Consider the following 20377-nt stretch of genomic DNA (forward strand, 5'->3'; position numbering starts at 1 on the left):
AGACTGCCTACCAGTGGCGAACGGCCGGGAAAAGGAGCAGCATGACGATCGTGAACACCAGAATGTACGAGAGATAGAGCGCGATCACGCCCGACTGCGTCTCGCGCACGACGTCGGCGGCGCGCAAGAAGGCCGCGCCGATCCGGTTCCAGACGGCGACGCCGACCCAGGCGCGCGCGCGGACCGCGAGGTCGAGGATGACGCGGGTCGGGTTCGCGTAGCCGACGCCGGTGTATTGCGTCCACGGCCGGTACGCTTCGCCGGACGTCCACACCGGCACACGCGCGGAGCGCGGGCGGCGGATCAGCGCCACCAGCACGGCGAACGCCGCGGCGAAGCCGCCCACCACCAAGCCGAGTCCGAGCGGCCACGCCGACGAGAAGCCGGCGAAGGCCGGCTCGATGACCGGCGCGTCGGCCAGGATGCGCGCCGTCGCCGGGACGCCGGCCAAGCCGTCGATCGTGGGCCCCAGGGCGCTGATGAGCTGCGGCGCGAGGATGCCGACGCCGAGCGCACCGACCGCGCCCAGGACCAGCGCGGCGCCGCGAAAGGGATCGCGGCCGGCGCTCGCGCGTTCGGCCGCGGGCGTGCGCGGGGCCCCCAAGAAACCGATCCCGACGAGCTTCACGAACGCGACGATCGCGACGCCGGCGGCGATGCCGATCGTGGCGCCGCTCAACGCGAAGGTGATCGTCGCCGTGACGTTGCCGGTGCGGAACGCCTGCAGCAACGCTTCGAGCGTCATCCATTCGCCGGCGAAGCCGCCGCTCGGCGGCAGCGCGACGAGCGAGCCGGCTGCCGCCAGCACGACGACCGTCACCAGCGGGAGCGAACGCCACAGGCCGCCGAGCTCTTGGAACGAGGTCGTGCCGGCGTCGGCGCGCACTGCGGCGCAGGCCAGAAAGAGCGTGCACTTCGCGAGCGCATGCGCGGTCGCGTGCGCGAGCGCCGCGGCCACCCCGATGCCGCACAGGAACGGCAAGTCCAACGCGCGCGCCGCGATCGCGACGCCGAGCCCGACCAGCACGATCCCGGCGTTCTCGACGCTCGAGTAGGCCGCCAGCGTGCGCGCGTCGCGTTGCACCGCGGCCCAGGCGATGCCGAAGAACGCCGCCAGCGCGCCGCACGCCATCACCAGCAACCCCCACCACAGCGGCGTCGCTCCGCTCATCCCCAGGCCGACGCGGGCGATGCCGTAGAAGCCGACGTTGAGCGCGCCGCCCGCCATCATCGCGGCGACCAGCGAGGGTGCGGCGGTGTAGCCGCGCGCCATCCAGATCGGAAACGGCAAGATGCCGACCTTGGCGCCGAACGCGCACAGGAACAGCGCGAACGCGACACCGCGCACCAGCGGCGTCGCGCTCGCGCCGGCCGCCAAGAGCGTCGGCAATCCGAACGTGCCGTGGCCGACGACGACGAACGCGGCCAGCAGGCCCGCCGCGGCGCCGTGGGTGAGCAGCAGCGTGAGGTAGGCGGCGGACGGCCCGCGCGGGTCGGTGCCGGCGTAGGCGATGGCCTGATAGAAGGCCAGCGCCAGCAGCTCCCAGCCGAACACGAAGAGCAGCGCGTCGTCGGCCGTGCAGACGAGCAGCGAGGCGAACAGGACGCCGGCGGTGGCGCACGCGGCGGCGCGGCCGTCGCCGCGTTCGTCGGCGGTGCGCGCGCCCAGACCGTAGATGCCGACGACGACGCCGACCGCGCCGACGATGCCGAGGAACGCGGCGGCGAGCGGGTCGACGCGCAGCGCGAGATGCAAGGCGGGAGCCGCACGCCAACTGCGCGCGCCGTGCGCGAGCACGTCGCCCGCGGCGAGGAGTGCCGCGGCTCCGCCCAGCGCCGTGGCGAGAAAACCGGCCGCGCGGCCGACCGGCCCCTGCACCAGCGCCGCCAGCGCGAAGCCCGCGACGAGCAGCGCGAAGGCGATCAGCAGCGCGCTCATTCGGGTGCCTCGCGGGCGTGCGCGGCGACGCGGCCCAGTGCGACCCACAAGCCGTGCAGGATGCTCAGCGGCGCCGGCGGCGCGCCCGGGACCTTGACGTCGACCGGCACGACGCGGTCGACCGGGCCGAGCACGTCCTGCGGAGCGTAGATGCTGCCCGAGCTGGCCGCACTGCCCACCGCGACCACCAGCTTGGGATCGGGCATCGCCTCGTACGTCCGGCGCAACGGCTCGGCCATGGCGCGGGTGACCACTCCGGTGACGACCAGCAGGTCGGCATGGCGCGGCGTCGCGGTGAGAAAGATCCCTAGCCGGTTGAGATCGTAGAACGGGTTGAAGAGCGCTTGCACCTCCTGATCGCACGACGCGTCGCTGCCGCCGTCGACGTGCCGCACGAAGACCGAGCGCCCGAGCGACGAAGCGCGGCGCGCCAGGCGCGCCTGCGTGGTGGCGAGATCGGTCGGGATGAGCGAGAGTTCGTACTCGTTGCGCATCGCGTACGCATCGGGCGCGACACGCGCGCACCAGCCGCACTGGAAACAGCGTTGGCGCAGCACGACCGGCGGCGCGTGCGTGAGATCGATCGCGTTCGACAGACAAGCGCGTGCGCCGCGTTCGTAGGCCTCCGGCGGAGCGCCGGGCAGAACGGCGGCCGTTCCCCGCCAGTCGGCCGGCATCTCTTCGCGACCGCCGGGATAGCGGGTTGTCAGAATGCCGCGTGAGAGGCCGCGCAGAAACCAATTCATCGGTCGGTCTCCGCCACGATCAGCCCGAACGAGTGCTCGATGAACGAGAAGTCGGTGAAGATGTTGCCCGGTAATGCGGGGACGAACAACGGCCAGTTCTGGAACGACGCGCTGCGGATCGCGACCCGTCGCAGCTGTCCGTCGAAGCGGACCGCGTAGAGCAGCTCGCCCTGCGGTGATTCCACCCGCGCCATCCCCTCGGCGGCGCCGAACGACGGTACGGCGGCGCACGACGGACCGGGTGGCGCGGCGTCGAGCGCGTTGCGTACCAGCAAGAACGAGCGATGGATCTCTTCGCGTCGCACCTGCGCGCGGGCGAGCGCGTCGCCGCCGGCGGCCAACGCCTCGTCGGCCTCCTGCGACGTGAAGTTCCAGCCGTCGCGCGTTCGCGCGTCGCACGGCACGCCGCTGCCGCGTGCGACCGGGCCAACCGCGCCGAACGCGCCGATCGTCGCCGCGTCGAGGTGTCCGGTGCCGACCAGCCGGTCGATCAGCGAGGGCGTCGCGAAAAGCGCTTCGAGGGCGGCCAGCGTCTCGTGCTCGACCAGCTCGAGGTCGGTGCGGCAGGCCGCGTGCAGTGCCTCGAAGGCGTCGAATCGCGTCCCGCCGACGCACACGACGCCGCGACCGAAGCGGTTCTCGACCGCGCGCGCCAGCAGCCGGTGAACACGTTCCTTCGCGGCGTAGGTGTGCGCGGCACCGACGCTCAGCGAGCCGTCGTCGGCCAGTTTGGCCAGCGCGTCCAGGTGTTGGTGGATGCGTTCCAGCTCGCTCAGGATCGCGCGAGCGGCGCGCGCGCGCGGTGGGACCTCGACGTTCAGCGCTGCTTCGGCGGCGCGCGCAAAAGCCGTCGCGTGGCTGACCGCGGTGGCACCGGAAACGTGCTCCGCGACGAACGGCGCCTGGTCGAGCGGAACGCCCGCGAAACGCGCTTCCAGCCCACGGTACTTGAATCCGAACGAGGGCGTGACGTGCGCGAAGTCCTCGCCGCGCGTCTCGATGATCCAGCGGGCCGATTCGCCGATCCCCGAGCGCACGGGGCCGTACAAGACCGTCGACGCGTCAGGCGAGTCGACGTGACGATAGCCTTCGGCGGCGGAAGGAATCAGCGGTGAGGGTTCGCCCGGCGCGGCATCGAGCTGCACGCCCCAGCGCTCGACCAGCTCGCGCTCGTGCCAGCCTGCCGCCGGCAGGCCGAGCGACTCGAGCGCGTTCTGCAGATAGCCGTCGAACGAGCGCAGCGCGCCGTTCTCGTCGACGACATAACGCACGAACGTGCCGTGCTCGTCGCGATCGGCGTAGCACCATACGAAGCGCGCGCCGCCGTCCACTCGTGCGCGCGCCGCCGCCCGCGCTTGCCGCGCCGTGGCATCGGCGCGTTGCACGATCACGGCGAGCCCTCGAACAGCGCTTGCGCGCGGGCGATCAGCGCGACCAGCGGCTCCGGTACGACCAGGCCCAGGCCGATCACGACGATCAGCCCGATGCACATCCCGGCGATCGGCACGAGCGCGCGCTCGCCGCGCCGCGTGTGCTCCGGCGGGTCGCCGGTCGTGGTCGCGGTGACCCAGCGCAGCAGTCCGGCGAACGCGATCGTCAGCAGGACGGCGACGATCGCGGCGAACCAGGGCGTGCGCCCGAAGCCGCCGGCGAGGATCATCAGCTCGCTGCGGAAGACGCCGAACGGCGGCAAGCCGGCCAGCGAGAGACCCGCCAACGCGAACAGCACGCCCGAAACCGGCAGGCTGCGGATGCCGCCCCGGATGCCGGCGATCTCGCGCGTCTCGTAGCGCTCGGCGAGGCGTCCCGCGGAGAGGAAGGCCAGCGACTTGGAGGCGGCGTGGTTGATGGTGTGCAGCAGCGCGCCGGCGATCGCCAGCGGCGCGCCGAAGGCCAGCCCGACCGCGACGACGCCCATGTGCTCGATGCTCGAGTACGCCAGCATGCGTTTGATGTCGCGCTGCTGCAGCAAGAAAAAGGCCGCGAGCGCGAGCGAGATGATGCCGACGATGCCGAACAGCCGGTGGGTCATGGTGTCGCCGACGCTGGCATTGGTGATGCCGGCGAAGCGGAGGATGACGTAGAGCGCGTCGGAGAGCAAGACGCCGGAGAGCATTGCGCTGGTCGGCGTGGGGCCCGCGCCGTGCGCGTCGGGCAGCCAGGTGTGCATCGGCGCGAGGCCCATCTTGGTGCCGAAGCCGATCAACGCCAACAAGAACGCCAGCCGCACGGCGTTCGGGTCGAGACCCTTGGCGGCGTGCACGTACGCGCTCCACTCCGGCGCGTAGTGCGCGCCGAGCACGCTGGTGCCGGCGTCGTAGAGCACGACCACGCCGACCAGGCCGATCGCCAGACCGCAGGAGGCGATCAGGATGTACTTCCAGGCCGCCTCCAACGCGCCGTCGGTGCCCTGCAGGCGAACGAGCAGCGCCGCCAGGATCGTGGTGACCTCCATCGCGACCCACAAGCCGGCCATGTTCGAGAGCAGCGGCACGACGGCTTCGGCGCAGGCGAAGGCGTTGGTGAGCGCGAGGAATTGCCGCCGGTAGCGCTCGCCGGCCGCGTCGTCGCGGCTCTCGGCCGCGACGTACCAGGCCGCGTAGAGGCCGACCCCGCCGTACACCACCGCGACCGGGATCAGGAAGAGCCCGGAGAGCGCGTCGAGCGCCGGACGTCCGGCGCCGAACGCGTCGAGCAGCATCAGCGCGGCGGCGACCAGGCCGCCGGCGGCCGTCAGCGGCCGCCCGGCGCGCGAGGGAAGCAGCGCCGTCGCGACGGCCAGCGCCCCGGGCACGATGACGACGAGCCACGAGAGCGTGCTCATCCGCGCAGCTCCGAGAGGCTGCGGATCGAAGCCGAGTTGCGGCGCGCGATCATGATGCGGGCGAGCACCGCGAAGACGACGACCGCCACCAGGACGTCGATCAGCAGCAGGACGCCGACGACGAACGGCAGCCCCGGCGCGAGCGTCACCGTGCCGAAGAACAGCCCGTTTTCGAGGGTCAGGAACGCGATCAGCTGCGCGAGAGCATTCGGCCGCAGTATGGCGAGCAGGAAGCCGATGAAGACGATCGCCATCGTCGCGGCCAGGTCCGCGCGCGGCAGCAGCGCGCCGAACGGCAGCGGCAGGCGCGCGGCGGTCAGCAGCGCGAGGGCGGTCAACGCGGCGGCCAGCAGGATCGAGAGCGTGACGTTGACGTGAATCGGCAGCTCGATGCGCACCGCGATCGAACGCGCCAAGCCGCGCATGTATGCCGGCAGGACGACGACCTTGAAGACCAGCGTGAGGACGGCCAGCACGATCAGGTCCCAGCCGTGCTCTTCGATGCCGACGATGAGCGCGACCGCCGCGACGAACAGCGATTGCACCGCGTAGAGCGAGATCAGCTCGCCGAGGATGACCGAGCGGAACATGGCCAGTTGGGTCAGGATGAGCGCGACGACGATCGTGCCCGCGAGCGCGTCGGCCGCGGTGAGCGGGTGGGGCGTCATCATCCCACCCGCGCCGCCCAGGTGACGACGGCCAGCACCGCCAGCAGCAGGCCGGTCGCGATGAACTCGGTGATCTTGTAGAGGCGCAGCTTAGCGAACGACGTGTCGATGACGACGACGACCGCCCCGACGATCAGCATCTTGCCGAAGACGGTGACGAGCGCCAGCGCGACGGCGCCCACGCTGCCGGTCGCGGCCAGGCCGGGCGGCAAGAAGAGCACGTTGCAGAAGATCGTGTAGAGCACGAACTGCTTCATCGAGGCGCCCCACTTGAACAGGCCCATCTCGGGGCCGGCGTGCTCGAACAGCCGCGCGTCGTCGATCATGCCGAACTCGATCGTCGCGCTCGAGCTTTCGATCGGGATGCGGCCCGTGTCGACCAGGAGCATCAAGAAGAAGGCCGCCATCGCGAACAGGTGCGCCGGGCGCACGACCGCCGCGACCGAGTGGCTGAGCAGCGCGTTCATCGCGTACGGGAGGTCGGTTCCGGTGATGAACGCGACCGAGAAGAAGACGAAGATCAGCGTCGGCTCGACCAGGATGCCGACCATCGTCGCGCGGCTGGCGCCGATCGAGGTGTACTGCGAGCCGCCGTCGAGAGCGGCGAGCGCGGTGACGAAGCCCGCCAGCGCGAGGACGAACGCGCCGCCGAGGATGTCGCCATAGGTGGCGCCGGGCAACGGATACGTCGTCAGGACCGGGATCAGCGTCGCGACGGTCGCGTAGCAGCCGCATGCCACGTAGGGCGCGATGCGAAAGACGGGCGAGGCGACGTCGGGCGTGACGCGCTGCTTGCGCAGCAGCTTCACGATGTCGCGATAGACCTGCCAGATCGACGGCCCGCGTTTGCCCTGCACGATCGCGGAGGCGCGGGCGATGAGTCCGGTGAGCAGCGGAGAGACGAACAGCGTCGCTCCGACCTGACACGCCTGGACGGCCAAGGGCGTCAAGGTCACCGTTGCCTACCCCGGGAATCACCATTGCGCAGCACTGAACTTCCTCCGACGCGTCGAGTGGAGACGGGTCGTAGGAGTCATTGGCCACGCGGGCGGTTTGCGGCGACTGCCGACGGGCGGACCCCACCGCCCGGGGACGTTGCGACTCGGGTTCGGCCAGAGCCCGGAGGCGGCCTTCCGCGTTACGCGAGCGCCGGGGCAGCGGGTTCGACGCGGTCGCGGCCGCCGTGCTTGGCGGCGTACAGCGCCGCGTCGGCGCGTTCGAGCAGCGCTTCACCGGGCTCGTCACCCAGCGCGCAGGCGGCGCCGATGCTGACCGTCAGCACGCCGTCCACCCCGTCGGCGTGCGGGATCGCCTTCGCCCGAACCGCACGGCGGACGCGTTCGCCGAGTGCCACGGCGCCCTCGATGTCGGTCCCCGGCAAGAGCGCGACGAACTCTTCGCCGCCGAAGCGCGCGGCGCAATCGACCGCACGCAGCGCTCCGCCGAACGCGGTTGCCACCGCGCTCAGCGCTTGGTCGCCGGCGAGGTGTCCGTAGCGGTCGTTGTAGCTCTTGAACTTGTCGACGTCGAGGACCAGCACGGAATACGGAGCGTGCGTGCGCTGCGCGTGCGCGCGTTCCTCGGCCATCGCACGCTCCAGGCCGCGGCGGTTCGTCAGCCGGGTCAAGGGATCGAAGAACGCGTCGTGCTCGAAGGTGCGCAGGCGCTCCGCCAGCGCGATCGAGAGGAGCAGCGCCTCCCAGGCGAAGCCGAGCGTCGGCGCGACGTGCAGCAGCGCCGTGTACTGCACCAGCAGGTTGATGCCCGCGCCCCCGATCACGTTGCCCAGCATCACGCCGACGACCGCCAACGCGTAGAGCACCGCTTCACGGTCGCCGCGCGACGCGGCGACGATCCCGCACAGCGCGAGCGGCGCGAGAACGAGCGCGGTGGTGACGATCTCCGCCCAATCCCAGACGCCTGCGCCGATCAGCAGCTCCGGGGCGACGACGAGCAGCACGTTCGTGAGCACGAAGAGCCCGAGCAGCGCGAGGATCAGCGCGTCGGTGCGCGGGAACGTCGAGCGCGTGCGCAGGAACGCGCGGCCGAAGACGACGGCGGAGCCGATCGCGAGCGCGTAGGTCGTGTTGTCGGCCAGATCGTAGTCGATCCCGACACCGGGCCACAGCCAGCGCCACGCGTCGCCGCTGAGCACGAGCACGTGGAGCGCCGCCGCGACGACGGCGGCGGCGTAGTAGGCGTACGTCGACCGTCGCAGGCGCAGCGCCAGCAGGACGTTGAGCACGCCGAAGGCGGCGACGAACCCGGCGGAGAGGAGCTGCAGTCCGCGCGTCCCCGCGCCTTCGACCAGCCAGCCGAACCACGCGCGCTCGCTCATCAGGCGGAAGACGGAGGCGTGCGCGAAGGACGAGCGGACGCGCAGATAGATCGGCCGGCCGTCGAGCGCGTCGCGCGGCAGCGGGATCAAATTTTGGGCGTGCGGGAACGGCTTGTCGGCCGTCGGGACGTCGCCGCCGGTGTGCACGGTCTCCACGCCGCCGTCGGCGCGCGGGACGAACAGCTCGGCGTCGAGCGTGTGCCAGGAGACGAGCAGATCGTAGGCGCCGGGCTCGCGCGGTCGGATGCGCAGCCGAAACCAGGTGATCGCGGGATGCGCTCGCGTCGCCGTGTGGCGGTCGACGAGCGTGGGAGCCGAACGCCACGGCGCGTCGGGCGCGCGCACCTCGGCGAGCGTGAGGCGGCCGCCGTCGTCCGCGATCGCATCGGCGCGCGTCCAGAGATCGACGTCCGTATCGGCGGCGGGTCGCAGCGGAGCGACCACGGCTAGCACTAGCGCCGCCAGAACCGCCTGGTACACGCAGTCCTGATTTGACGAGCGAGCGCTTGCGTCCCGGGCCGCCGCCCAGCGGGTCAGCGCGTCCCGGCCGGCGCCGCCCTCCGGACAAAGAAAAGCCCCCGCGCGGGCGGGGGCTCGACGGTGCCTCTCAGGAGCGCGGCGGCTCCCAGCACGTCACGTTTTTCTTGTCGCACTGCGAGACGCCGTACGTGTTGACGGAGCGGCGCGCGGGAATGCTGAAGTGCTCGACCGCCTTCGCGACCCAGTCTGCCTGTGCCACGTGGCCGTTCTTTTTCTTCTCGCTGCAGTAGTTGTGGCGTGTGTCGAGGTTTTGCACGCACGTGAAGAGGTTGTCGGCCTTCGCCGGCAACGGCAAGCTGATGAGAACGCCCAGTGCTCCGAGCACGGCGATCCCCTTGATTGACATATGCATATACACCCTTTTCGCAATGACGGCCGCAAGAGGAGCGGCGAGGTCTGGAGTTGCAGACCGAGTGCTCGACCCCCTTGCCGGGGGGCGTCGAGGGACTGATGCCGATCGAGAACGACGCCGAGTACACCTGTCCGAGCTGTGGCGAGACCAACGCGGTCGGGGTCGATCCGACGCAAGGACGGCGCCAGCAGTTCGTCGAGGATTGTCCCGTCTGTTGCCGTCCGCTGGTGTTCACCGTGGTCGTCGATCGCGACGGCGACGCGCTGATCGAGCGTGTCGAGCGCGAGTAGCACGAATGGAAAGCGCCGCGATCAGGTGTCGAAATCCGGCAGCTGGTCGAGGAATTTGTCCAACGTGATCGGATAGTCGCGCACGCGGACGCCGGTCGCGTTGTAGACGGCGTTCGCGACCGCGGCGCCCACGCCGCAGATGCCGAGCTCGCCGACGCCCTTCGCCTTCATCGGCGACGAGATCGGGTCGACCTCGTCGAGAAAGATCACGTCTTGGTGCGGGATGTCGGCATGGACCGGCACCTCGTAGCCGGCCAGGTCGTGGTTGACGAAGAAGCCGCGCCGCTTGTCGACCGCCAGCGCCTCCATCAGTGCGGCGCCCACGCCCATCGTCATCGCGCCGATGAGCTGGCTGCGGGCCGTCTTCGGATTCAGAATGCGGCCGGCGGAGCACACCGCCAGCATGCGGCGAACGCGGATCTCGCCGGTCGCGGCGTCGACGCCCACCTCGACGAAGTGTGCGGCGAACGTCGACTGTTGGTAGCGCTCGTCGAGGTCGCCGTATTCGATGCTGTCCTCGGCCCACAGACCTGCGTCGCCGGCCGCGGTTCCGAGCGGGACGCTCCGGCCGGCGCCGTGCACGCTGCCGCCGGCGAACTCGGCCTGCTCCGCGTCGAGTCCGAGCTTCTGCGCGATGAGCGATCGCAGCTTCATGCAAGCCGCGTACACCCCTGAGGTGGAGTTGTTGGCGCCGAACTGCCCGCCGGACCCGGCCGCGGCGGGTGAGTTGGAATCGCCCAGCAGCACGACCACCCGGTCCAAGTCGACCCCCATCGTCTCCGCTGCGGTCTGTGCGATGATCGTGTAGCTGCCCGTGCCGATGTCGGTCATGTCGGTCGCCACGGTCACGACACCGTGCTTGTCGACGCTCACCCGCGCGCCGGATTTCATCAACAGACTGTTGCGGATGCCGGCGGCGACACCCATTCCGACCAGCCACCGGCCGTCGCGCACCTGGGCCGGCTTCGGGTTCCGTGCGCTCCAGCCGAACTTCTCCGCGCCCAGGCGCAGGCACCCGTTCAGATTCCGGTACGAGAAGCGGCGCTCCGGTTTTGCCGGATCGACCTGCGTGTCGTTGCGGACGCGGAAGTCGACCGGATCGATGCCGAGCTTCTCGGCCGTCTCGTCCATCGCGATCTCGAGTGCCAAGTGCCCCGGCGCATCGCCCGGCGCGCGCATCGAGTTCCCCTCGGGCAGATCCAGGGTCGCGAGGCGCATCTCGGTGAGACGGTTCGCCCCGGCATACAGCAGTCGTGTCGGCGCGACGGCGCCCTCGGGAAATCCGTCGGGCACATTGCCGGAGGTGCTCGCGTGAGCGATCGCCGTGATCGTTCCGTCGCGGTCGGCCCCGATCCGGATACGCTGGATGGTTGCCGCGCGATGGGTGGTATTGTTCATGACGAAGGGGCGGGTGAAGGCGACTTTCACCGGCCTGCCGGCGGCTTTCGCCCCGAGCGCGGCTAACACGGCGTCGGCTCGCACCCACAGCTTTGCGCCGAAGCCTCCGCCGATGTACGGCGACTCCAGCCGCACCTCGTCGGCGGCGATGCCGAGGATCTTGGCCAGATCTTCGTGGCTCCAGTTGATCATCTGGTTCGACGTCCAGACCGTGAGGTGGCCGTCGTCCCACGCCGCGATCGAGGCGTGCGGCTCCATCATGGCGTGGCTCTGATCCGGTGTCGTGTAGACTTCGTCGATCGTGACCGGCGCGGCCGCGAAGGCGCTCGCGAAGTCGCCGACGCGCTGAAACGCCAGCACGTGCTCGGCGACGTTGTCCACCAGCGGCGCATCCGGTGCCCCGGCGGCGAGATCGAAGCGTCCGGCATCTTCGAGATACTCGACGCGCACCAAGTGCGCCGCGGCCCGCGCCTGTTCGAACGTCTCGGCAACGACGATGGCGATGGCTTGATGATAGTGCTGAATCTCTGGCCCGCCGAACAGGGAGGCGTAATTGGAACGCCCGCGGGGCAGGCGGGGCACGTCCAGCGTGGTCACGATGGCTAGGACGCCCGGCGCCGCGTTGGCCGCGGCGAGGTCCATCGAGGCGATTCGTCCCTTCCCGATGGCTGCGCCGACGATGAATCCGTAGGCTTGATTCGCGACCACGTCGTGCCGCTCGTAGGCGTACGGCGCGGTCCCGGTGGTCTTGAGTTTGCCGTCGATGCGGTCGGTCGGCTTCCCGATCACCTTCATCTGGTCGATCGGATTGATCGTCGCCGGCGTGTCGAACTTCATACGGACGCCTTGGCCTGGGCGATGACCGCGGCCAGCGTGCGCTGCACGAGCCGAAGCTTGAACGCGTTCTCGCTGGTCGGCTTCGCGCCGGCCAGCAGTTGCGTCGCGACGGCTTGCGAGCCGCGCGGCAGCTCCGCGTCCGCCGCCGCCACCCGCCACGGCTTCGGCGCGATGCCGCCGACCGCGACGCGGCCGGAGCCGTCGGGCTGAACGATCGCCGCGATCGAGACGAGCGCGAACGCGTACGACGCCCGATCGCGCACCTTGTGGTAGAGGTGCTTTCCGCCGACGGGCTTGGGCAGCGTCACATGGGTGATCAGCTCGCCCGGATCCAGGCTCGTCTCGACGTGGGGTGTCGCACCCGGCAGACGGTGGAAGTCGGCGATCGGGATGGCTCGCGTCGAGCCGTCGGGCCGGACGGTCTCCACCGTCGCGTCGAGCGCGCGCATGGCGACGGCCATGTCACTCGGGTGCGTGGCGATGCAGGCGTCGCTGCCGCCGATGACGGCCAGCTGGCGGCTCACGCCGCCGATCGCCGCGCAGCCCGTGCCGGGCCGGCGCTTGTTGCACGGCTGATTGGTATCGGAAGTAGGGGCAACGCGTGCGTTGCAGCAGGTTCCCGCCCGTCGTCGCCTTGTTCCGCAGCTGCCCGCTCGCGCCGGCGACGATCGCGCGCGAGAGGACCCCGTACTCCCGCCGCACGCGCCCGTTCGCGGCCAGGGCCGTGTTCGTGACCAGCGCGCCGACCCGTATACCGCCGTCGGGCGTGTCGTCGATGCGGTCGAGATCGAGCCGAGTCAGGTCGATGAGGTGGGCCGGCGTTTCGACTTGCAGCTTCATGAGATCGAGCAAGTTCGTGCCGCCCGCGATGAACTTCGCGTTCGGCGTGCCCGCGGCGGTCGCGGCAGCCGCGGCCGGCGTCGCGGCACGCTCGTAGGTGAAGGGTTTCATACGCGCTCCTCGACGACGTCGCGCATCGCCGCGAGGATGTTCGCATACGCGCCGCAGCGGCAAATGTTGCCGCTCATGCGCTCGCGCAGCTCGGCGTCGGTCGCGGACGGCCGAACCGTGAGGTCGGGCGTCACGTGACTCGGAACGTCGGCCTCGATCTCGCGCAGCACCGCCGCCGCCGAGCAGATCTGGCCGGGCGTGCAATATCCGCACTGGAAGCCGTCGTGCGCGATGAAGGCGGCCTGCATCGGATGCAGGGCGGCCGGGGTACCGAGCCCCTCGACGGTGGTGATCTCGTCGTCTGCGTGCATGACGGCGAGACTCAGGCACGAATTGATGCGCACGCCGTTGACCAGCACGGTGCACGCGCCGCACTGGCCGTGATCGCAGCCCTTCTTCGTGCCCGTCAACCGCAGATGTTCCCGCAGGGCGTCGAGCAGCGTCGTGCGCGTGTCCAGCACGAGCTCGGCGCGCTCGCCGTTCACGTTGAACGATACGTTCGCCGTGCGGGGTAGGTTGGACGCATCGATTGTTTGCATATCCATCGATCGCCTTCGCCCTATTCCCGACGCCGAGCGAAATTACCGCACGAGGAGCCGCAGGCCGGCTAGGCCTGCGGCCAAGAGCCCACAGCGCTCAGGATCGCAGCGATCGGAACGTCGCGCGAACGTCTTCACTGAAGAGTTGCGGCTGTTCCCAGGCGGCGAAGTGGCCGCCCACCTCGTGCTTCTTGTAGTAGACGAGCTTGGGAAAAGCTTGCTGCGACCAGCTCAGCGGCGCGGTATAGATCTCGTGCGGAAACGCACTCACGCCGGTCGGAATGGTGACGCCTTTGACGTCGAAGAAGCCGGCCTTGTTCTCCCAGTAAAGGCGTGCCGACGATACACCGGTATTGGTGAACCAGTACATCGTGATGTTGTCGAGGATGTCGTCGCGCGTCAGGCCGCCGGGGTGCCCGAAGAACGCCGGCGCGATGAGCTCGTAGCTGTCCTTGTCGTGATCGAGGATCCAGGACGCCAGCCCGATCGGTGAATCGGCCAGGCCGTAGAGCGTCTGCGGCCGGTTCGACATTTCGACCGCGTAGCCCAGATGCTTGGTGTAGAAGTCGCTCAGCTGCTGGTACGCGTGGAGCTCATCGCCCGCGAGACCGGCCGGCGGCGGCGCGCCGGTGGTCGCGCCGACGTAGAGAGAAGGCGGAACCGTGCCCGGCATGTTCGAGTGGATGCCCACCAGGTGCACCTGATCGAGCAGCGCCAACTCTTGCGTGATGGCCGCACCCCAGTCGCCGCCCTGCGCCCCGAATCGGTCGTAGCCGAGCCGTTGCATCAACACGAGCCACGCCTTCGCGATGCGCGTCGGGTCCCAGCCGAGCGTGGTCGGTTCGGGCGAGAAGCCGTAGCCCGGGATCGACGGAATCACGACGTGAAACGCATCCGATGCGCTCGCTCCGTGCGCCGTCGGATCGGTCAGCGGCGCGATGATCTTCAGCTGCTCGATGTAGGAGCCGGGCCAGCCGTGCGTGACGATGAGCGGCAGGGCGTTCTCGTGCTTCGACCGCACGTGGATGAAGTGGATGTCCTGCCCGTCGATCTGGGTCAGGAACTGCGGAATCGCGTTGAGTTGCGCCTCGCATCGGCGCCAGTCGTAGTCGCTCCCCCAGTATTTTGCCAGCGCCTGTGTCGTCGCCAGCTGTACGCCCTGGGTGTCGTCCGGGACCAACTCGCGCGTCGGCCACCGCGTCGCGGTGACGCGCCGGCGCAAGTCGGCAAGGTCCGCATCGGGAACGTGCAGTTGCGGAAACGGTCGAACGGCACTCGCACCGCTGCCCGTCTGTTCGAGGACCTGAGTCATGGCTGACCTTCCTCCCGAGAAGTTTTCCGTCGTTCTGTTGCCTCGCGCGGTGCCGAGCAAGCCGAATGGGGCGGCGGCGATCGTCAAACCGGCGCCGAGAACGAAGCGTCGATGATCGAGCTCGAGCTTTTCCGACATGAGTACACGGTACGAGCAGACGCCTCACCGGTGGAGGTAGCGCGTCTTCCTCCCTAACCATACGTGAAGCAGCGTCTCGGGCGCCACGCAGGCTCGAGCTACGCTAGTGCGCGGTGGTCGTCGCGTGCAGCGGCCGCAGTTGCGGGCGGTACTTGTCCGTGAGCGTCTTGAGCGCGGTGTTGAGGCGCTGCTTGGCGGGATCGGGTGCCGCCTTCGCGGGCGTGAGCTGTTCGTTGCTGGCGGCCGTTCGGGACGGTCGCGGTTCGATCGCGCTCGCCAACCGCTGGGCCGTCACCGTCTTGGACGTCGGCCGCGCGACCAGAGGCCCCAGTGCCGCCTTCGCGTCCGCCTGGAACGCGCTGCGCGTGGCCGCGTCCGGGATCCACGAGTCGATGTCGGTGACCTTGAACTCGTCCTCGCGGAACTTTTCGGGTTCGGTCTTCGGCGCCGGCGCGTGCGGCGTCGCCTTCTTCTGGGAGGACGTGGACGACACCGTGTATTCCAGCGTTACCTGACCGTCGAGGCCGCCGACGTAGTTTTGCGCCTTGTCGTAGAAGACGACGTCGACTTCGGTCCAGCCTTTCTTGCCCGACGCGCCGACCCAGGAGCCGGCCACGGGCTGTTCACCCTGCCAGCTGAATCCGTTGCTCTGCAGCACCTTGACGGCGGTCGCATTTTGCGGCCACGGCAGGCCGATGAAGAACCGCGCGTCGCGAGAATCGTCGAATTGCGGAGCTTCCCAATAGAGGGTGCTCGAGCTGCATCCACCGCCGCTCCCCGAGTCGCGCAAGAAGTAGCTCCAGGTCTCGGTGACTTTGCCCTTGGACGAGCTCGAGCTGGTCCGTACGGCGAGCGCGAAGACGGGATGCACCTCGGCGTAGTCGCCGTGAACGCCGTCGATGCCGACGACGCCGGTGACGACGGCCGACAACGCGCCGAGCGGGTCATCCGAAGACCGAGGGCCGGACATGAACAGCTGCCCAGGACTGGGCTGCCCGCCGTTCTCGACGCTGTTGACCAGCTGCTTCCACCACGCGCTGCCGGCGTTGTCGACCGTCTCGCCGTCGTTGAACTCCAAGCCGATGCCGTATTCGCCGCTCTTGGAGTCGTTCAAGGACGTGAAGCCGGCGTTGTCGTCGGGCGGGTACTGGCTCGGGAACAAGTCGAGGTTGTAGTCGCCGTCGGCCAGATCGAAATTCGAAAAGAAGCTCGGGTTGCCCGACCAATCGCTCCACAGCACCGTGCCGGTGTACGTCGCGACCGTCCACGTGAGATGGCCATTGAACCCGCCCGCTCCGCTCGTGCAGTAGGCGGACGACATCCCGCCCAGGTGCGCCAACGCCCAATCACCGACGTACGACGACGTGCTGACGTCGAGGGACGTGTGCTGCGAGGTGCAGGTTCTGGCAAGGATCGCATTATTGACGGCGTTGTTGCCGCTGCCGGACGTCGACGACGCCGGCATTCCTTGCGCGTTGTAAAACGCACCGCCGCAGATCGACTGGAAATTCGGCAGCTTGCCGGGATTGTCGAGCTGATATCCCCACTGCGGGTTCAAAGGCAGACCGTTCAGATCTTCGTTGTTGCGATCCCAAACCAGATCGAACGGCTTGGAATGATGCGACCAATTGGGCTTGCCCAACGCGGAGCCGCCGAGTGCGACAAGCATCGACAACACCAGAACGGACGTGAAGCAAAAGCGCATCTGGCCGGCGCGCTCCTTTTACCTATTCGTCGAGGATCTCACGGATCGGCGCTCGCCGAGCTCACGCGAGGACGAGGTACGGAAATGTGCTGGACCGCTGCTTCGCGGCAATGGAGGGATTCAGGCCTGACGGCACGGCCATCCCGGAGACGAGCGATAGCATTACTTCCGGAGCGTTGTCCGTCAGCGTTCTGCCGTTGCGGCCCGCGAAGCCGTACAAGGCGGGTGTCCCGACCACGTAGTTGAGGTAGTCGGGGAAGAGTTCGTGCATCACGGCTTGACCGTAGGCCTGCGGCGCGCCCGAGGTGCCGTTGGCCGCGACGACGGCGGATATCTTGTCGGCAAGCTGCTTGCCTTCTTGCGGATAGTCTTGGGAGGGGTGCCGGGTATCCGCCGGGATGTTGAAATGGACGTCGTCCGGCCAAAAGATCGGCCACATCATCGGATGCCCGGCGCGGTTGATCTGTCGCCAGCCGCCGCTATCCGTGGCAAGTTTGGTGGCAGCCCAGACACCGATGCGGGCGCCGGGTTTCAGCTGCGCGTCGGTGTGCGGAATCTCCAGCACGATCGATTCGACCGTCGTACCGGCGAAGCTGTCCTTCGCATCTTTCGGGTGCCATGCGGAAAGGTCGACCGCAGTGCCGTTCTTTATCGCGCTGTTGACGCGGCCGAGGAGCGACAGGTCGATGTAGAAGGGATCCTGGATGCGTCCGCCGGCCCACAGTCGGATACCACCCGCGCTCGCCGGCTGGCCCGTCTGTCCTTGCAGCACCACTTGGCCGGTCGCGGAGTCCTCGCGCGCCTCGCTGCCGGTGAGAAGATGCAGCGTCACAGCCTGGCGACCGGCCGTGTCCGCGTGATCGAAGGACACGCGGTACGTCAGTCCTTCGTAATCGGCCCCGTCGAAATGCACCTTGAACTCGTAGCGCGCCTCCGGATGAAAGCCCCCTTCTTGGTACACGCCGGTAATGCTCGAGTTGACGTCCAGGATGAATACCGTTCCACCCTCGCTCGGGAATACGTACAGGTCGTCGATGAACAGCTGCCCATTCATCGCAGCCTCCGGCGTATCGAGATGGTGCGACATTGCACTTCCTTCCTGACGATGATGGAGAAGGCCGGCGCGCGCGGCCGACGGACTGAACACAGAAAGGGCGGTACCGAGCCCGACTCTTAGGGCTGCAAGGCGTGTCACGTTCATAGGAGTCTGCTCCCGACGTCGTCTCGTCCGCACATGATAAGCCATCGCGCCGTCCGCGAGAACAGTCGAGCGTACGAAATCGCAGGCGCCGATCGCGCTGAAATCGGCTATTTTGCATGCTTTTGGTGACGGAAGAAGTTGTAGCGGCAGACGCCTTTCGCTTTCGCCGCGTTGTTGCGACGTTGCGGTACTGCTGAACCGATGACGTGGGGAGAGCGGCCTCGCGAGCGCGAAGACAGCACGCAACGCGAAAGCGGGGAGGGTGCCGCGATGTCGACTGTGCCACGTCCGAACGTGCTGTTCATCCACGTAGACGAGCTGCGTTATCCCGTCCATTTCCCGGACGGCATCGACTCAGCCGACGCGTTCGTCGCGCGCTTCATGCCGCACACGTATCAGCACCTGTGGCAACCCGGTGTCCGATTCTCGCGCTACTACACCGCGGCGGCGGACTGCTCGCCGGCCCGCGGGACGTTCGTGACCGGGCTCTACGCCCAGCAGACGAACATGCTGCTGGTGCGCGGCGGGCAGCAAACGCCGCCGCTCGATCCCGACTTTCCGACCTACGGCAAGCTCCTGCGCGAGAGCGGCTACGACACGCCGTACATCGGCAAGTGGCATCTGTCGAATCCGCCGCCGATGCCGGGGCAGCCGGGCTATCTCGACGACTACGGCTTCGTCGGGCTCACGAATCCGGATCCCAACGGCGTGGTCGGTCAAGGAGTCGGCGCGGCGCATGGATTGATCGACGACGCCGGCATCGCGGGACAGGCGCTGGAATGGCTTCGAAACCGCGCGGCGAGCGACGCTCGCACGCCGTTTTGCCTGACCGTCGGATTCATCAACCCGCACGACAAGCAGTGGTTCTGGAGCGGCCCGGAGGCGGTGCGCTTCAGCCGAGCTTTCACGGACGCGGGCACGACCCGCTTCGCCGGTTTGTTGGAGCGCCTCATTTCGTCGCGGCAGCCGGCGCCGCAGGACGTTCCCGGTGAGGACGATCCGCCGACGTACGGCTACACGCTGCCGGCGAATTGGCAATCCAAAAGCGTCATGCTGCAGCCCGGCATGCCGACCGTCGCCCCGGTTTTCTCCGCCCTGACCGACTTCACGTGCGGCGGCATCAACGACGAGCCGCGCCTCGGGTTCGCGGTGCAGGCCTCGCCGCTCTGCGCGTCGTGGCGGACGGCGGAGGCGGTGTGGAGCTCCGTTTTCGCGCCGCACGGCTATTGGACGCGCGCGCTGGACATGTACACGCAGGCGATGACGAACGTGGACCGTGAGATCGGGAGGCTGCTCGCCGGTATCCCTGACGCGATGCGGGAGAATCTGGTGATCGTCTTCACCTCCGATCACGGCGAGTACGCCAGCTCGCACGGCCTGCAGGGGAAAGGCGTCACCGCCTACGAGGAGACGATGCGCGTCCCGCTCATCGTGCGCGACCACACCGGGCGCTACACGGCGTCGACCGACGTCGAACGCTCACAGATCGCCTCGCACGTCGACCTGCTGCGCCTGCTCTTGGATATCGCCCACGATGGCAGCTCGTGGATGGTCGGCGAGTACCGCGAGCTGTACGGCCGTCGTCTCGACCTGCTCGCCGTGCTGCGCGATCCCCAAGCCCGCGGGCGCGCGTTTGCGGCGTATACCTGCGATGAGCACTTCCTACCGCCCGTGCTGAACGCCACGCAGGCGCCGGAACACGTCACCGCGCTGATGTTCCCCCACGGAAAGCAGACCGCGTACTCGCACTGGATCCCGGGGACGGCGACGCCGGTCCCGACGGAGTTCTTCTACTACGATCGCGAGACGAAAGAAGGAGCGCTCGAGCTGGAGAGCTCGCCGTCGCCGTTCAGTGCCCCCGAGATCATGAAGATGATGTTGGACGAAGTCCGCGCGCCGTTACCCGCCCGCTACCGCGGAGCGCAAGCGAAGGCGCTTCACGCCTATTGGAAGGCCGTCATCGGAATCGACCTGGCGGCGGCGCTCTCCGTCGTCTTGACGAAAATACCGGCCTCGGCTGCGTCCGCGTATCCGGCCGGGCTGCCGGTCTACGAGCCGTACGTCAATGCCCCTTTGTCGTCGACAGGGTGAACCGGCCGCAGGGCGTTGCCGGAGCACCAACGATGACCGAAGGCGTCTACCGGGTGGCGCCGACGGCGCGCCTGGATTTTCGGTTCGGCACCGGGGCATCCGCGCGGCAGGTCGCGCACGATCCGTAGAGCGTCACGTCATGCCCCGTGACGCGGAAGCCGCGCGGAATCTTCGCTCGGATATCCGTTTCACAACCCTCGAGCTCGAAAGCCCGCTCGCAGCTGGTGCAGATGAAATGGTGGTGATGTCCCTTGCCGGCACGCTCGTATAGAGGAGCGTAGCCGGGAAGCTCCACCGGCGTGACAAAGCCGTCCGCGATCAGCGCTCGGATCCCGCGGTACACCGTCGCGATGCCGATCGACCCGATGAGCCGCTCCGCCTCGGCCATGACTTCCTCTGTCGCGAGGGGGCGTTCGCTTTGCTCGAAGACTTCGCGGATGGCACGCTGCTGGCGGGTGCTACGCTCGGGCAAGCTCTTTCGCATCGGGGGATCGTTCGACACAGGCGT

General features: G+C 68.7%; 18 protein-coding genes and 1 riboswitch. Of the genes, 2 read left to right on the plus strand and 16 right to left on the minus strand.

Annotation, left to right across the window (positions count from 1 at the left end):
- Window positions 1-7: 7 nt before the first annotated feature.
- The 8 genes from VMD91_16025 to VMD91_16060 all read right to left on the minus strand — a co-directional run bounded on the left by VMD91_16025 (window position 8) and on the right by VMD91_16060 (window position 9401).
- Entirely contained in the window at window positions 8-1939 is a 1932-nt protein-coding gene (locus VMD91_16025) for a proton-conducting transporter membrane subunit (protein ID HTW85579.1), read from the minus strand.
- A complete protein-coding gene (locus VMD91_16030; GenBank protein HTW85580.1) occupies window positions 1936-2685 on the minus strand; it encodes a hypothetical protein in 750 nt (249 codons plus the stop codon). The genes VMD91_16025 and VMD91_16030 overlap by 4 nt, the downstream gene beginning before the upstream one ends.
- On the minus strand, window positions 2682-4076 hold the full coding sequence (locus VMD91_16035; protein ID HTW85581.1) for a hypothetical protein: 1395 nt from the start codon (window positions 4074-4076) through the stop codon (window positions 2682-2684). Before VMD91_16035 ends, VMD91_16030 begins: the two co-directional genes overlap by 4 nt.
- Window positions 4073-5509 carry a proton-conducting transporter membrane subunit gene (locus VMD91_16040; GenBank protein HTW85582.1) on the minus strand — a complete coding sequence of 479 codons (1437 nt, stop codon included), beginning with the start codon at window positions 5507-5509 and terminating at the stop codon, window positions 4073-4075. Before VMD91_16040 ends, VMD91_16035 begins: the two co-directional genes overlap by 4 nt.
- The gene (locus VMD91_16045; protein HTW85583.1) at window positions 5506-6177 is read right to left on the minus strand and encodes a hypothetical protein; all 672 of its coding nucleotides are present in this window, start codon (window positions 6175-6177) and stop codon (window positions 5506-5508) included. Before VMD91_16045 ends, VMD91_16040 begins: the two co-directional genes overlap by 4 nt.
- On the minus strand, window positions 6177-7133 hold the full coding sequence (locus tag VMD91_16050; protein HTW85584.1) for an NADH-quinone oxidoreductase subunit H: 957 nt from the start codon (window positions 7131-7133) through the stop codon (window positions 6177-6179). The genes VMD91_16045 and VMD91_16050 overlap by 1 nt, the downstream gene beginning before the upstream one ends.
- Before the next feature lie 64 nt (window positions 7134-7197).
- A riboswitch (Fluoride riboswitch) is annotated at window positions 7198-7273 on the minus strand.
- A 42-nt stretch (window positions 7274-7315) separates the two neighbouring features.
- Window positions 7316-8995 carry a diguanylate cyclase gene (locus tag VMD91_16055; GenBank protein HTW85585.1) on the minus strand — a complete coding sequence of 560 codons (1680 nt, stop codon included), beginning with the start codon at window positions 8993-8995 and terminating at the stop codon, window positions 7316-7318.
- 127 nt (window positions 8996-9122) lie between these two features.
- Window positions 9123-9401 (minus strand): hypothetical protein, encoded by a 279-nt coding sequence (locus VMD91_16060; protein ID HTW85586.1) that lies wholly within the window; start codon window positions 9399-9401, stop codon window positions 9123-9125.
- A gap of 104 nt (window positions 9402-9505) precedes the next feature.
- Between VMD91_16060 and VMD91_16065 the strand changes: the two genes are divergently transcribed.
- Window positions 9506-9697 (plus strand): CPXCG motif-containing cysteine-rich protein, encoded by a 192-nt coding sequence (locus tag VMD91_16065; GenBank protein HTW85587.1) that lies wholly within the window; start codon window positions 9506-9508, stop codon window positions 9695-9697.
- A gap of 21 nt (window positions 9698-9718) precedes the next feature.
- Here the strand turns inward: VMD91_16065 and paoC are convergent, their stop codons facing one another.
- From paoC to VMD91_16100, 7 genes are all read right to left on the minus strand, one after another.
- Entirely contained in the window at window positions 9719-11932 is a 2214-nt protein-coding gene (paoC, locus tag VMD91_16070) for an aldehyde oxidoreductase molybdenum-binding subunit PaoC (protein HTW85588.1), read from the minus strand.
- A complete protein-coding gene (locus VMD91_16075) occupies window positions 11929-12456 on the minus strand; it encodes an FAD binding domain-containing protein (GenBank protein ID HTW85589.1) in 528 nt (175 codons plus the stop codon). The genes paoC and VMD91_16075 overlap by 4 nt, the downstream gene beginning before the upstream one ends.
- Window positions 12395-12883, minus strand: coding sequence for an FAD binding domain-containing protein (locus tag VMD91_16080; protein HTW85590.1), 489 nt, complete (start codon window positions 12881-12883; stop codon window positions 12395-12397). Before VMD91_16080 ends, VMD91_16075 begins: the two co-directional genes overlap by 62 nt.
- Window positions 12880-13428 carry an aldehyde dehydrogenase iron-sulfur subunit PaoA gene (paoA, locus tag VMD91_16085; protein ID HTW85591.1) on the minus strand — a complete coding sequence of 183 codons (549 nt, stop codon included), beginning with the start codon at window positions 13426-13428 and terminating at the stop codon, window positions 12880-12882. Before paoA ends, VMD91_16080 begins: the two co-directional genes overlap by 4 nt.
- A 91-nt stretch (window positions 13429-13519) precedes the next feature.
- Window positions 13520-14734: an epoxide hydrolase gene (locus VMD91_16090; protein HTW85592.1), complete on the minus strand. Its 1215-nt coding sequence runs from the start codon at window positions 14732-14734 to the stop codon at window positions 13520-13522.
- 241 nt (window positions 14735-14975) lie between these two features.
- On the minus strand, window positions 14976-16541 hold the full coding sequence (locus tag VMD91_16095) for a hypothetical protein (GenBank protein HTW85593.1): 1566 nt from the start codon (window positions 16539-16541) through the stop codon (window positions 14976-14978).
- Between the two features lie 97 nt (window positions 16542-16638).
- Window positions 16639-17664, minus strand: coding sequence for a DUF4331 family protein (locus VMD91_16100; GenBank protein ID HTW85594.1), 1026 nt, complete (start codon window positions 17662-17664; stop codon window positions 16639-16641).
- Between the two features lie 384 nt (window positions 17665-18048).
- On the opposite strand from VMD91_16100, the gene VMD91_16105 reads away from it, so the two are divergent.
- On the plus strand, window positions 18049-19869 hold the full coding sequence (locus VMD91_16105; GenBank protein ID HTW85595.1) for a sulfatase-like hydrolase/transferase: 1821 nt from the start codon (window positions 18049-18051) through the stop codon (window positions 19867-19869).
- Between the two features lie 46 nt (window positions 19870-19915).
- On the opposite strand, the gene VMD91_16110 is transcribed toward VMD91_16105, so the two are convergent.
- A complete protein-coding gene (locus VMD91_16110; GenBank protein ID HTW85596.1) occupies window positions 19916-20371 on the minus strand; it encodes a transcriptional repressor in 456 nt (151 codons plus the stop codon).
- Between the last annotated feature and the right edge of the window lie 6 nt (window positions 20372-20377).

The sequence above is a fragment of the Candidatus Sulfotelmatobacter sp. genome (genome assembly GCA_035504415.1).
GTDB lineage: Bacteria > Vulcanimicrobiota > Vulcanimicrobiia > Vulcanimicrobiales > Vulcanimicrobiaceae > Vulcanimicrobium.

Coding starts and splice junctions, on each gene's coding strand:
- VMD91_16025 (HTW85579.1), bottom strand. CDS start 1,939: ATGAGCGCGCTGCTGATCGCCTTCGCGCTGCTCGTCGCGGGCTTCGCG.
- VMD91_16100 (HTW85594.1), bottom strand. CDS start 17,664: ATGTCGCACCATCTCGATACGCCGGAGGCTGCGATGAATGGGCAGCTG.
- VMD91_16105 (HTW85595.1), top strand. CDS start 18,049: ATGTCGACTGTGCCACGTCCGAACGTGCTGTTCATCCACGTAGACGAG.
- VMD91_16045 (HTW85583.1), bottom strand. CDS start 6,177: ATGACGCCCCACCCGCTCACCGCGGCCGACGCGCTCGCGGGCACGATC.
- VMD91_16090 (HTW85592.1), bottom strand. CDS start 14,734: ATGACTCAGGTCCTCGAACAGACGGGCAGCGGTGCGAGTGCCGTTCGA.
- VMD91_16095 (HTW85593.1), bottom strand. CDS start 16,541: ATGCTTGTCGCACTCGGCGGCTCCGCGTTGGGCAAGCCCAATTGGTCG.
- VMD91_16030 (HTW85580.1), bottom strand. CDS start 2,685: ATGAATTGGTTTCTGCGCGGCCTCTCACGCGGCATTCTGACAACCCGC.
- VMD91_16040 (HTW85582.1), bottom strand. CDS start 5,509: ATGAGCACGCTCTCGTGGCTCGTCGTCATCGTGCCCGGGGCGCTGGCC.
- paoC (HTW85588.1), bottom strand. CDS start 11,932: ATGAAGTTCGACACGCCGGCGACGATCAATCCGATCGACCAGATGAAG.
- VMD91_16065 (HTW85587.1), top strand. CDS start 9,506: ATGCCGATCGAGAACGACGCCGAGTACACCTGTCCGAGCTGTGGCGAG.
- paoA (HTW85591.1), bottom strand. CDS start 13,428: ATGGATATGCAAACAATCGATGCGTCCAACCTACCCCGCACGGCGAAC.
- VMD91_16060 (HTW85586.1), bottom strand. CDS start 9,401: ATGTCAATCAAGGGGATCGCCGTGCTCGGAGCACTGGGCGTTCTCATC.
- VMD91_16080 (HTW85590.1), bottom strand. CDS start 12,883: ATGAAACCCTTCACCTACGAGCGTGCCGCGACGCCGGCCGCGGCTGCC.